This window comes from Yokenella regensburgei ATCC 49455 (assembly GCF_000735455.1).
Taxonomy (GTDB): domain Bacteria; phylum Pseudomonadota; class Gammaproteobacteria; order Enterobacterales; family Enterobacteriaceae; genus Yokenella; species Yokenella regensburgei.
This window is the reverse complement of the sequence record NZ_JMPS01000043.1, coordinates 21026-34437: the sequence shown is the minus strand read 5'-3', so window position 1 is coordinate 34437 and position 13412 is coordinate 21026. Positions and strand designations below refer to the sequence as shown.

9 protein-coding genes are annotated in these 13412 nt (G+C 56.7%); 2 read left to right on the top strand and 7 right to left on the bottom strand.

Annotated elements, in window-relative coordinates:
• Window positions 1-17: 17 nt before the first annotated feature.
• The 6 genes from ygjK to ebgR all read right to left on the bottom strand — a co-directional run bounded on the left by ygjK (window position 18) and on the right by ebgR (window position 9561).
• Window positions 18-2264 carry an alpha-glucosidase gene (ygjK, locus tag GYRE_RS13325; RefSeq protein ID WP_038255901.1) on the bottom strand — a complete coding sequence of 749 codons (2247 nt, stop codon included), beginning with the start codon at window positions 2262-2264 and terminating at the stop codon, window positions 18-20.
• A gap of 14 nt (window positions 2265-2278) precedes the next feature.
• A complete protein-coding gene (gene ygjJ / locus GYRE_RS13320; RefSeq protein WP_038255899.1) occupies window positions 2279-3340 on the bottom strand; it encodes a protein YgjJ in 1062 nt (353 codons plus the stop codon).
• A 49-nt stretch (window positions 3341-3389) separates the two neighbouring features.
• Window positions 3390-4829 carry an amino acid permease gene (locus tag GYRE_RS13315; protein ID WP_006818216.1) on the bottom strand — a complete coding sequence of 480 codons (1440 nt, stop codon included), beginning with the start codon at window positions 4827-4829 and terminating at the stop codon, window positions 3390-3392.
• Between the two features lie 56 nt (window positions 4830-4885).
• Complete coding sequence (locus tag GYRE_RS13310) at window positions 4886-5335, bottom strand: beta-galactosidase subunit beta (protein ID WP_006818217.1); 450 nt, start codon at window positions 5333-5335, stop codon at window positions 4886-4888.
• Window positions 5332-8424 (bottom strand): beta-galactosidase subunit alpha, encoded by a 3093-nt coding sequence (gene ebgA / locus GYRE_RS13305; RefSeq protein ID WP_038255897.1) that lies wholly within the window; start codon window positions 8422-8424, stop codon window positions 5332-5334. Before ebgA ends, GYRE_RS13310 begins: the two co-directional genes overlap by 4 nt.
• Before the next feature lie 153 nt (window positions 8425-8577).
• Window positions 8578-9561: a transcriptional regulator EbgR gene (gene ebgR / locus GYRE_RS13300; RefSeq protein ID WP_006818219.1), complete on the bottom strand. Its 984-nt coding sequence runs from the start codon at window positions 9559-9561 to the stop codon at window positions 8578-8580.
• Between the two features lie 152 nt (window positions 9562-9713).
• Between ebgR and GYRE_RS13295 the strand changes: the two genes are divergently transcribed.
• The gene (locus tag GYRE_RS13295; protein WP_006818220.1) at window positions 9714-10046 is read left to right on the top strand and encodes a tRNA-binding protein; all 333 of its coding nucleotides are present in this window, start codon (window positions 9714-9716) and stop codon (window positions 10044-10046) included.
• A 47-nt stretch (window positions 10047-10093) separates the two neighbouring features.
• Here GYRE_RS13295 and ygjG read toward each other — a convergent pair whose 3' ends face one another.
• The gene (gene ygjG / locus GYRE_RS13290) at window positions 10094-11479 is read right to left on the bottom strand and encodes a putrescine aminotransferase (protein WP_167809559.1); all 1386 of its coding nucleotides are present in this window, start codon (window positions 11477-11479) and stop codon (window positions 10094-10096) included.
• Between the two features lie 325 nt (window positions 11480-11804).
• Here ygjG and GYRE_RS13285 point away from each other — a divergent pair, with 325 nt between their 5' ends.
• Window positions 11805-13325, top strand: coding sequence for a methyl-accepting chemotaxis protein (locus tag GYRE_RS13285; protein ID WP_038255892.1), 1521 nt, complete (start codon window positions 11805-11807; stop codon window positions 13323-13325).
• Window positions 13326-13412 lie beyond the last annotated feature (87 nt).

Below are 13412 nucleotides of genomic sequence, written 5' to 3'. Positions count from 1 at the left end.
CTGGGGTGAGGGGAAAATTACTGTTTTCTGAAAAACTCGTTATACAACATATACAAATGCGCAGCGCTCCACGAGAAGTTCGGCGCACCCTGCTGATCGCCGGTCAGCGGGTTGTAGTTCTCCTGAATCGGGCCGTCGGCGGTCAGGCCTTTGGCGTGGCGGAAGAAGGTGTCGGCGAGCGTTAACGCCTCTTCGCGGTGGCCGTACTGCGCCATGCCCTTTAAGCCAAACCAGAACTGATCCACCCATACCCGGCCACGCCAGTAGATGTCCGGGCCAAACGCCGGGTTGGTGAGCGCCGCGGTGCCGAGCGGTACGAAGGTATTAAACTCTTTCGGGTCAAGCATCACCGCCACCACCGCATCGGCGTGTTCCTGGGTTGCTGCGCCGTTAAACAGCGGCGACCAGCCTTCCGGGCCCTTACCGCGTTCGACGATAGGTTTGCCCGCGCAGCCGTTAGCCAGCGGTTTGTCTTCGATACGAATATCGTAATAGAAGCCGCTTTGCTTATCGAACATGCAGGTGTTGATGTAGTCGGCGAGACGCTTTGCCAGCTTCTGGTAGCGTTCAGCGTCGGCGGGTTTGCCAAGAATGGTTGCCATCTGTGCGAGGTAGTGATTGTCGCTGTACATGTAGCTTGCCTGGTCCACCGACTCCTGCAGCAACGAATAGCCGAGCAGCGTGCCCTGTGGGCTGCGGTTCTCCGCCACTTTTACCGTCCAGTCGCTGCGTTTACCACCGTTTGCCACGTACTTATCCAGCTGGTCTTTATCGATAAAACCAAAGTTGGCGGCGTCGTCGCGGCCGGATTCCCACGAGGCGGCGGTGAGGATTGGTGCATCGCTGCCGGTGTGCGCTTTATCGCGGGTCGCGCCGTATTCCGGCACGCCGTTACCGTTGTGATCGCGGTTGCGTAGCCACCAGTCGTGATAGGCTACCAGCTTCGGATACATCTCTTCGAGCCAGGCTTTGTCTTTGGTGACGTTATACACCTCCATCACCGACCACGCCGCCAGGCTCGGCTTGGTGTTGCGTTCGTTCCAGTTGCCCCCGTCACCGCCGCGCTCCGGGCTCAGGTTCCAGGCGATGAGATCGGGAATAAACCCCGCATCCTGCGGGCGTACCGGATCGTCAGGTTTAATCTGCCAGGAGAATACCGCGCGGATATTTTCTTTCGCTATCTGCGGGTTAAAGTGCGCCATAGCGTAGGCCTGCTTCCAGGTATCCCACGGCCAGGTCTGGTTGCCGGAGAACCAGCGCCCGGTCACCGATGGCGTCACGGTGCTGTGGCGTAACGCCCCGCCCGGCGAGCGCCAGTTACCGTTCAGCGTCTCGATGGCTTTCACCGCCACGCGGGTCTGCTCCGGCGTGGCGTCCGGATTATTCAGCCCCTGTTTCAGATAATCTTCCCAGCGCTGAGCAGAAGCCTGCAGATAGAACGCCGGTCGGGCCAGAATATCGCGGATTTGTGCCTTTTCGTGGCTCACCTGCGCGGCGGTTAACAGATGCGAATAGGTCGTGTAGAGGGTGGTGGAGCCGTTGATTTTAGCGGTGCTGGTGAAGCGATGACCCTCAACGCGGGTCGTGGTCGGAAGGGAACGATGCAGCTGATATTCCGATGCGCCGGAGGTCAGCAGGTCCGAGGCGGCGCGCACTTTCCCGAAGGTCACTTTCAGGCCGTCCGGCGTGGCGATGATTTTACGCTGATAGCCAGGAAACGCGCCGTCGATAGTCTTATCTGACAGCGGTTTCCCCTCTTTGGCTTCAAGCTTTTCCAGCAGTTCACCGTCCCACACCAGGGTTAGCGGCGCGTCGCTGGTGATGCGGGTTTCCAGCAGCGAGGTGTGAGGGCTTGCAAAGCGCAACGTCATCGTCACCTGCACGGAGGGGGCGCTCAGCGTTTGCATCAGCGCGCCGGGAATGCTCCACGCCTTCAGGGTGAAATCGACCTTCTTACCATTTTGGTACACCGTCAGCCGGTCAAAATTGGTCGCCATAAAGTTGATGTACTCTTCGGTCAGCAGCGCCGGGCCGGGGAATCCGCCCTGGGTCTGTGGGCCGTCCGGCAGCAGGTGTCCGTGCCAGGCACCAAGGTCGAAGAACGGGTTAAAGCGCTGGTGGTCGTCATAATCAAAATCATGCATGTACTGCGGCGCACCGGTGCGATTAATCACGTTTTTAAAATCGTTAGCGGTGACGGCATGAGCGGAAAAGCTGAGCAGCAGGGCGCAGGCGAGCGGCGCCAGAGTGGTGTTAAATTTCATTGCGGTTGCGTCCCTTACCAGTAGAAATATTGCATCAGGAAAACTTTATCGCTCGGATCGCCCGAGGCGTTTTGCATGTAGAACCGGCTGTCGAAGGCGGTGGCAAAACGCCCGCCACCGTACTCATACCAGATCCCGAACTGGGCAAACGAGGTGGTCTCATCCGCTTCGTGATCCGGTCGATGCTTTGCGTAACTCCAGGCGGTGGAGAGGTACACCCCTTTTAGCGCTTCAATCATGGCACTCAGCATAAAACCGCTTTCGCTGCCGGGGACATTTTGCCCTTTAGCGCGGCCAGTATGGTGCCAGGCGCGGGCGGCGAAGTTTGGCGACAGCAGCCCGGTTAAAAACAGCTGTCCGGTGCCGTCGGTGACTTCCAGCCCGTTCATCCAGGTCACGCCTTCGATGAGGTCATACTGGACGTAGCCGTTCATCATTGCCGGATAGGTGTACTTATCGTCATAGCGGTCGTATTTGCCAAAGTGCAGCACGGCGGTGCTTTCGTTATGGTGCCCTGCGGGCGTCGCGGTCACGCTGTAGCGGAGCTTGCCCGTTAGATTCTGCACCTTCAGCGCATACATAATGTCGCGAGTGTTCGGGATGACGTAGCCGAGATCGGGGGTGAAATCGCCCCACCACTGCAGGTCGTCAAGCGAGGAGTCCTGGCGCAGGCTGAGCATCGTCTCGGTGCCGTTGTTGCTGCGGTAGCCACCGTACAAACGGTTAAGCCCGCCCTCAAAACCGCCCCAGCTATGGCCTGCCGCCCAGGCATTGCCCTGGCTGTCTGCCTGCACCGTCCAGCCTTCCCCATAAATCAGGCCGAACCAGGCACCATGTTTGACCTCCAGCCCGCCTTCAATATAGGTGCCATCGCTGTACTTATGCTTGTCCGGCCCCTCTAAATCCATGTAGCCGCCAAGCCCCATCTCGCCGTAAAAGCGATACGAGGTCTGGTTCAACTCCGGCGTGCGGGTGTCGTCGTGCTCCGCCGGGCGAACTTCTTCTGCTCCTGCCGGAAGGGCGCAGCAAAAGGACAGGGCACAGAGTGCCCTGTAAAGATTAACCTGTTTTTTCATAGACTCATTCCAGTGAGATGAAGGAATGCCTGAAGCTGTTTTTATATTTTTATTGAATGGTGGAGGTGGAGGCAGGTGCGGCCTCTATTTCTTGTTCTTGTCGGGATAGCCCCTTGATGTATTTGCTGTATTTCCACCAGGCAAAACCAAGGAACAGGACGATGCCGCCGACGTTATAGAAAATAATTGTCAGAATGTTGCCACCGGTCGGGAAGGTTGAGGCCACAAAGCCAATGGTGAAAATCACAATCAGCATCGATACCACCACGATGCCGGTGGTGCGCGAACCCATGCGGAAATCACGCGGCAGGTGGTCGAGCTTACGGCGCAGGTTGAGATAGGCGAGCATGATGAACAGCGGCGGCAGCATCGAGGCTGCAGCGGTCATGTTGATCACCGTATTCATCAGATCCTGAGCAGTATTGGAGCCAAGCGTCGGGATAATCATCAGCGGGATAACGATTAAATACTGGATCCATGCCGCGCGCGCCGGAACGCCGTTCTCGTTCAGCTCAACGGTCTTCTTACCAAAAATACCGGAAGGAATTTCCGAGAAGAAGATTTTCACCGGCGTGGCGGTCCACATCAGCAGTGAGCCAAACATCGCGGTGAAGGAAACCAGGCCGACAAAGCGGTTCATCAGCACTTCCGGCAGGCCGAAGTGCGCCGCCAGCCCGTGGAATACCTGCACCGATCCGCCGGTAAACTTCAGCTCTTTGCTGCTGATAAAGACGTTAATCAGTACCGAAGAGATGGAGTACAGCACGCCGATGAAGATCCCGGCGAGGATGATGACCTTCACGAACGATTTTGAGCCGCCTTTTACGTCGTTGACGTACACCGCCACCGACTCAGCGCCGCCGGCGGCCATGAAGATCCAGGTGGTAATACCGAGGAACGCCCAGCTGAAGTTCGGGATCATCGCATCCACGGTTATCGGATCCACCGGCTGCACGCCGCCGAGCAGCGCCGCGCCTGCCAGTAAAATATAGGAAAGCGTCAGCAACAGCATTAGCGTGGAGGTGACCGAGGTGATTGGCCCGAGCATTTTCGCGCCGTTGGTCGACACCCACGTGGAGAAGGCAAACAGCACCATGCTCAGCACCGTGGTGGCAAATGGCGTCAGAATGTACTCATACCCGAGAAACGCATAGGAAGCGTAGGCAATTACGCGCGGTAATAACGAGGTAAAGAAAAACAGGTTCACAAACCAGTAGGTGTAGGCAGTAATAAACGCCCAGCGCCCGCCGAGAGAACTTTTCACCCACGCATATACCCCGGCTTCGGAGTTTTTATTCAGCGCCACAAATTCGGCGATGATCAAACAGAAGGGAATAAAGTAGAACAGGGTTGCCAGGAAGAACATCGGCGCTGACGCCAGTCCAAGCTCAATATTGTTATTGATGACGTTGTTAAAACTAAACACGGCGGCAAACGTCAGCGACAGCAGGCCGAATTTGCCGATGGTATTACGCTTCGTATCTGACATAGCGTTCTCCGGGTACAGGGGAGTGTGGTGGCGCTGCTTTGGCGCCACCGGTTTTGTTATTTGTTATGGAAGTAACCGTCTTCGATGGTCACTTTGAGTACGACTTTTTTTACTGGGGTATCGCTGATGAAGCGGTAAGCCTCATCGATATCACAAATCACCATCTGGCCTTCGTGCACCTGCACGGTGTCTCCGCAGCCCTTCAGGTATTCACGATCGGTTTCGTCGCGGTAGCACTCCACCTCCTGCAGCTGGCTTTTCTCCGCCACTTCAATTTTTTGCGCGCCCTGCAGGTAGTAATGCACCTCGAAGTAGCGGCGATGACCGACGAACAGCGCGTCGGTGGTGGTGTCCGTGGTGACGCGATAGGCCAGTGAATCACCAATCGAGTGCGCCACGCCGGGCTGGATGTTGTCGATGTTCTCAATCGCTTCAATACAGCGCTGCCACTTCCGCCCGGAAGGATAGCGTTCGCGGAACTGCTCCAGGTTATCGATGATTCTCATTGGTCTGCCTCGCTGTGCGAATTCGTGGAAAAGAAGCCATTGCCAAAACGGTGTCCGGCAAGCGCCTGCGAGGTGGCAGAACCGCCTTCCAGTGGCAGCAGGGTAAAGCCGTAACGGAAGGGCGCGAACCGGACGCGCCAGCTGTCGAGTACTTCGCTGCCCCAGGAGTTCGAGCCAAGGCCCAATAGCTGATGGTCGATATTGAGCGTGATATCACCGGCCGGCGTCAGCTCATTACAGTGCTGCGCCGCGTGGATATCTTCGGCGCGATACGGCCAGGCGCTGAAATGGACAGGCTCCTGCGGGATAACCAGCAGCCCGCTACCGTGGCGGTTGGTGAGCGATGCCCAGCGCACGTGCTGGCGGTTGCCGTTATTCTGCGGGAACGGGTAGTTCTCAAACATCGCCGCCACGTTGCTACGCCAGATATCGATAATGTTGGCCTGCTGGCTGTCGGGGTAGTTTTCACCGGGGCCACGTCCGTAGTACGCCACCTGGTCAAAATCACCGTTAATACCGAGGGTGAAGCCGATGCACGGAATGATGTGCGGGTAATCGCCGTAGCGCTCGCCGGAGAGCTCGACGTTGAGCTGACCATCTGCCGCCACGCGCCAGCGATAGGTGCAGCGCATACCAAAATCAAACACCGGCGGGGCGATGATGCTGCGGGTGGTGATAAGCACCGCGTCTTCCTGTGCTTCCACGCTGAATGCACGCAGATGCTCCTGCATGATCTGCAGATGATTCGGCTGCCACAGCCCTTCGTACTCCTGCTTGTGGTTATCAATCATCGGTTTGAAGAAATTGATCTTCGGCTCGCGGGTGATGCGCTCTTCGCCGTTGACCTGCCAGCTGGTGAGCTTGCCGTTGACTCGTGAGAACACCACGCGGAAGTTATGCCCGCTGATAACGCATTCAAGACGTTTATCATCGACGATAAGCGGCGTGGCGTTCGGGTTAGCCCATTGCGCGGCGTTCGTGGTGCGCGCTTTTAGCGGGAACTGATAGACGGCAATTTCAGCGTTAGCGTCGCTGTAGCGGGTGCGGGAATCGCGGGTGACGCGCACGTTGACGAAGGCTTCACGCTCGTCGAGCATTGGCCGCGCAAACGTCAGTGAACGACCGCTGTTTGGCGCCAGATCGGGGACTTTCAGCCGCTGGCTGGAGAGCGTTTCGCCTTCGGCGCGCACTTCAACCTGCAGGGTGTAATCATCAAGCGTGGTGAACCACAGCTTGTTATCAATACGCAGCTCGCCGCGTTTCAGATCCCCTGCGCTCACCTTCACCGGGGCAATAACCTGTTTGTACTCTTTCAGGCCCGGGCCCGGGGTTTGATCGGAATAAATCAGGCCGTCGAGGCAGAAGTTGTAGTTGTTCGGGTAGTCGCCGTAGTCGCCGCCAAAACGATAATATTCCCGCCCTTCGGCATCGTGAGCCTGAATACCGTGATCGCACCACTCCCAGACGTAGTGACCCTGGATGCTGTCATGGCGGTAGAACACGTTCTGGTATTCCGTGAGCCCGCCGGGGCCGTTGCCCATCGCGTGGGCGTATTCACAGATAATGCGCGGTTTGGCGTGCGGGTATTCGCCGAACTCGTTCATCAGCGGCACGCGGGTGTACATGGTGGAGATGATATCCACCACTTCGGCGTCGCGATCCTCTTCGTAGTGAATCAGGCGCGTATCGTCGAGCGCTTTAGCCGCCAGATTCATCGCACGGATGTTGCAGCCGTAGCCGGATTCGTTACCGAGCGACCAGATAATGATCGATGGATGGTTCTTCTGGGCGTGGATATGGCGCACGATGCGCTCTACGTAAACCGGCTCCCACAGCGGATCGTCGGTGATGCGGCTCAGATCGCCGACGTTGGCAAAACCGTGGGATTCGACGTCGGTTTCCGCCATCACGAACAGGCCGTAGATGTCGCACAGCTCGTAGAAGCGCGGATCGTTAGGGTAGTGGGCGGTACGCACCGAGTTGATGTTGTGCTGCTTCATCAGCACCAGATCGCGTTCGACGCGATCCATTCCCACCGCACGGCCTTTCAGATGATCGTTATCGTGGCGGTTTACGCCGTGCAGCATCAGATAGCGGTTGTTAACGTAAAACAGACCGTTGCGCACTTTGATATCGCGGAAACCTACGCGCTGTGGGATAACTTCGAGGATCTCACCCTGCGCGTTTTTCACCGTCATCACCAGATGGTACAGATACGGATCTTCCGCCGACCAGGCGCGCGGGTGCTTTACCACCATGCTGAACTGCGCCTGATGACGATCGGTGACGTTCAGGTGGGGCAGATGTCCCTCATGTAAGCACTGTTCTCCGTCATACAGGGCATATTCCAGCGACAGCTGAGCGGACTGCGGCGCAAGGTTTTCCAGTACGACGTCGCAGGAGAGGGTCGCGCTCTGGTAGTCGTCGCTGAAGTCGGTTCTGACGGTAAAATCTTCGACGTGCGCCAGCGTTTTGCCCACCAGGTAGACGTCGCGGAAAATCCCCGCCGACCACCACATGTCTTGATCTTCAACGTAGGTGGAATCTGCCCACTGCATCACACGCACGCAGAGCAGGTTTTCCCCGCTGTGAACGGCGCTGCTGATGTCAAACTCGGCGGTCAGGCGGCTGCCTTTGCTAAAACCGATGTAGCGACCGTTTACGTACACTTCGAAGTAGGTCTCAACGCCGTCAAACTTAATCAGCGTCTGCTTACCCTGCCAGCCTTCGCTAAGGGTAAAGGTACGCTGATAGGCGCCGGTCGGGTTGTCGGTCGGGACATAGGGTACATCAATAGGGAAGGGGAAGCCTTCATCGGTGTACTGCAGCTTACCGTGGCCTTCCATCTGCCACATGCCGGGAACGGTAATGGTGCCCCAGTCAGCCATTAACTCTGTGGTAAAGGTTTCCGGCACCCGCAGCGGATTATCAAAAAAGCGGAAATTCCACTGCCCGCTCAGCAGCTGAAACAGGCTGCTGCTCTCGCGAACAAAGGAGCGCGCTTCGGTGACGGACGGATAAGAGAAAAAGTAAGCACGCGGCGGTAGCCGGTTCTCGTGCGTGAGTTGAATATTTTCCCAGCGGTTCATGCGATCTCCCTGTGGAGTAAAACATCATTACAGGGATTTTAGTAAAAATTTTACTAAATAAAATCGCTAAAATTGATTAACTTTAACTCGATCACGAAAAAGACGCGGTGCCGGGCAGGCGATGCTTATCCGGCCCGGGAGGAAAACGCAGGATTAACGGGTGGTGCCGCGCAGTTTTAGCTTGCTTGGCACAAACACCTGCAGCGGCAGGGCGCGGCCGTCGCGGGCCTTTTCGTACACCAGGTTAACGCCCTGGCTGCCCATCATTTCGGAATGAATGCGTACCGTGGAGAGCGGCGGGAAGGTAAAGCGTGCGGTCGGAATATCGTTAACGCTAATCAGCGAGATATCGTCCGGAATGGTTAAGCCTTTCTCGTGAATGGCACGCAGCACGCCGATGGCAATGGAGTCTGAGGCGACAAACAGCGCCGTGGGCCAGTCGTCGCCCGCGAGCATGGTTTTTGCCAGCGTATAGCCCGACGAGCTGGAGAAGCCGCCGCGCCAGATGTCTTTCTCTGACACCACGCCCTTCAGGCGACCATATTCCACAAAGGCCGCCTCGCGGATATCGGCTTTGCCCGGCTCATCTTCCCCGCCGATAAAGCCAATGCGCTGCACGTCCCGGGCGATGAAGAAGTCGATAACCTCTTTGCTGATGCGCACGAGGTCAATATCCACGGCGTCATAGTCGCTGCCAGGTTCGTGAAAATCGATAAAGCAGATATTGTCGGTGAGCGCCATCGCGGCCTGACGCACGCCGTGGCTCGGCTTGCCGACGATGAGCACGCCGGTGATGCGTCTGGGCTCCGGAAGCGTGGCGCTGGCATAGCAGTTGGTCAGCTCAATACCGAGCTTTTCGCACTGGGTCTCAACTCCGTGGCGGATGGCAAGGTAGTAGGGATCGTTGATCTCCAGATCCTGCTCATAGCTGTAGAGCGCCAGAATATGGTGCTGCCCGACGGCGCTGGTCTGCGCTTTACGGGAGCTGCTGCTGCGGTATTCCAGTTTTTCCGCAATCTCCAGAATGCGATGCTTGGTCTCTTCTTTAACGTTCAGGGTTGGATCGTCATTGAGAACCCTGGAGACGGTCGCCAGAGACACTTTTGCCTCGCTGGCGATATCTTTAAGTGTTGCCATGTTTGCCCTTTTTCTGCCTGCACCACTGCCTGCGCTTGTTCATTGTAAAGGATGCGCCCCGACATGCATCAGTTTTTACTAAATAAGCTGGCATTCTCCAGGGATAAAAAACGTGATAGTGTTTAGTAAAACTTTACCAGAAGGAGAAAACGATGGAATCAGTAGCCTACGGTGATTTTGCCAAACTTGAACTTCGTGTTGGTAAGATTGTGGAAGTGAAGCGGCACGACAATGCCGACAAACTGTATATCGCGCAGATAGACGTTGGGGATCGCACCCTGCAGACCGTCACCAGCCTGGTGCCTTACTATCGGGAAGAGGAATTGCTCGGTAAAACGGTGGTGGTACTGTGCAATCTGGCGAAAGCCAAAATGCGCGGTGAAACCTCGGAATGCATGCTGCTGTGCGCTGAAACGGATGACTCCAGCGAAAGCGTGCTGCTAACTCCGGAACGCATCATGCCAGCGGGTGTTCGGGTCGTGTAAATCTGAAAATCCTCTCCCTTTTGGGGAGAGGATTTAGGGGATGGGTCTCAGGACTCCTCCTGCTCGACCGCAACGCGCAGTGCCGCCAGGGCCTTGCGGGTTGCTTTCAGCACCAGCTGGCACTGTTCAGGTGTCAGCGTTAGCGGTGGTTCGACACGAATCGTTTTCGAGTTGTTGAGCGTACCGGCAACCAGTACCCGCTGGCGGAACATTTCGCTCGCAAAGGTATAACCAGTTTCGTTATCAACAAACTCAATCGCCATCAGCATCCCTTTACCACGCACATCCTGGATGAGATCCGGATATTCGCGCATCAGGTTGCGGAAGCCATCCAGCAGCATGTCGCCTTTCTGCTCCGCCTGCGCAGGCAGGTTCTGCTCCAGCAGCACGTTGATGGTCGCCAGCGCCGCCGCACAGGCGAGCGGGTTACCGCCAAAGGTGGTGGTATGCAGGAACGGGTTGTCGAACAGCACGGAAAACACTTCTTCGGTGGCAATGGTGGCGCCAATTGGCATCACGCCGCCGCCGAGGGCTTTCGCCAGGCACATAATGTCCGGCTGCACGTTTTCATGCTCACAGGCGAACATCTTGCCGGTACGACCCATGCCGGTCTGTACCTCATCGAGGATCATCAGTGCGCCAAACTCGTCGCACAGCTTACGTACGGCAGGCAGGTAGCCCGGCGGCGGCAGAATAACACCACCTTCACCCTGGATAGGCTCGAGGATCACCGCCGCCACGTCATCGCCGGTTTTCTTGCACTCGGTCAGCACTGAGCGCATGGCGCTGATATCGCCAAACGGAATATGACGGAAGCCCGGCAGCAACGGCATGAACGGCTTACGGAAGGTTGACTTCGCGGTGGCCGACAGCGCGCCAAGCGATTTGCCATGGAAGGCACCGCTGGTGGCAATAAAGGTGAATTTGCCGCGCGGTGACTGATAGGCTTTCGCGAGCTTAATGGCCGCTTCTACCGATTCGGTACCGCTGTTACAGAAGAAGCTGTACTTGAGTTTGCCCGGCGTCAGTGCCGCCAGCGTTTTCGCAAGCATTGCCCGTAGTGGGTCAAGCAGCTCCTGGCTGTGTAGGGGTTGTTTCGCGAGTTGATTCTGTACGGCGGAAACGACGACTGGATTACGGTGCCCCACGTTGAAAATGCCAAAACCACCCAGGCAATCAATGAACTCTTGCCCCTGAGTGTCGACAAGCGTGTTCAGACTTCCTGCTTGCCACTCTACGGCTCCGTAATCCCCACCGGCAGTTACAGATTTTCGATACTCTAAAAACCCCGGATTGACGTGCTCTTTAAAGTATTCCTTAACTTCAACGTTGAGAGCTTTCATTTCCTCATGATCAAGCGTGCGCTTTTCGATGAGATTCAATGCGTGCGCTGTGCAGGCCAGAGCCGATGCGCTAGAAGGTAACCTGTTCAAAATATGCTCCGGGAGTTCGCGTATCACATGATACCAATTTAAGTATTGCAGCGATTACGTGTCTCCAGGACGGGGAAGAAAAATCGGGATAAACGCCTGTACGAAACGGCATGAAACCATATTTTATCATTTCATTAACATTTGGATGGCATTTGCTCCTGCAACGGGCTGCGCTACCTTAAAATCCGCCATATGCATACAAATTTTAAGGTTTAAAGGCAAATTGCGATCTACATCAAATTTAACAACTAAAGATAAATTAATTATCGCCGAAATAACATTTGTACCCCTTTTTCCTCTCTATTAACCAGCAAAGGACGCGCTTATGTCTTCCCAGCCCTACGTCAGCCAGCAAAATCATCCGCTGGACGATGACACGACGCTGATGTCCACCACCGATCTGCAAAGCTACATCACCCACGCCAATGACACCTTTGTCGACGTTAGCGGTTACCGCCTGGAGGAGCTGACCGGGCAGCCGCACAACATGGTCCGCCATCCGGATATGCCAAAAGCCGCTTTTGCCGACATGTGGTACACCCTCCAGCAGGGCGAGCCCTGGAGCGGGATCGTCAAAAACCGGCGCAAGAACGGCGACCATTACTGGGTTCGCGCCAACGCCGTGCCGATGGTACGCGGCGGTAAAACCACGGGATATATGTCGATTCGCTCCCGGGCAACCGATCAGGAGATTGCAGCAGTCGAGCCGCTGTACGCCGCGCTGAACGCCGGGCGCTGCAACAAACGCATCCATAAAGGGCTGGTGGTCAGCAAGGGCTGGCTGGGGAAATTGCCGGCGATGCCGCTGCGCTGGCGGGTGCGCAGCCTGATGTTGGGGCTGTTCTTATTACTGAGCGTGGCGCTGTGGTTAACCCAGGCACACTGGGCGACCTGGCTTGCCAGCGCGCTGGTGATGTTATTCGGCTGCGGCATGCTGCAGTGGCAAATAATTCGACCAGTGGAGAACGTGGCGCGCCAGGCATTACATGTGGCAACCGGGGAACGAAACAGCGTCGAACACTTAAATCGCAGCGACGAACTGGGGCTTACCCTGCGTGCGGTAGGCCAGCTCGGGTTGATGTGCCGTTGGCTGATCCATGACGTTTCTGGCCAGGTGGCGAGCGTCCATCAGGGCAGCGATGCGCTGGCGAAGGGGAACGACACCCTGAACGAACGTACCCGCCAGAGCGTGGACAACGTCCAGCAGACGGTCACGACCATGAACCAGATGGCGGCGTCGCTGAAGAGCAACTCGCAGACGGCGGCAGAGGCAGACAAACTCTCGAGCTCCGCAAGCCAGGCCGCCACCCAGGGCGGGCAGGCGATGCAGACGGTGGTTAACACCATGGATGACATTGCCGACAGCACCCAGCGTATTGGTTCTATTACCAAGCTCATTAACGACATTGCTTTCCAGACGAATATCCTGGCGCTCAACGCGGCGGTTGAAGCAGCGCGCGCGGGCGAGCAGGGGAAAGGGTTTGCGGTAGTGGCAGGCGAAGTGCGTCATCTGGCGAGCCGCAGCGCGACGGCGGCGAACGACATTCGTAAACTCATCGATGCCAGTGCCAGCAAGGTGCAGTCCGGTGCAGAGCAGGTGCATGCAGCCGGTCGCACAATGGATGATATCGTGGCGCAGGTGCAAAACGTCACGCGCCTGATTGGGCAGATAAGCCACTCCACCTCCGAGCAGGCGGCGGGGCTTTCCGACCTGACCCGCGCGGTGGCGGAACTGGACGCTATCACCCAGAAAAATGCCGGATTAGTCGAAGAAAGTGCGCAGATCTCGGCAATGGTGAAACACCGCGCCAGCCGCCTGCAGGACGCGGTTACCGTACTGCATTAATCATTTTTGAGTGACCGCACCAGCCGCTTATCGTTCCCGGTAAGCGGCTTTTTATTTGTGAAGTTAGTTGGGTGATAATGTTAATCT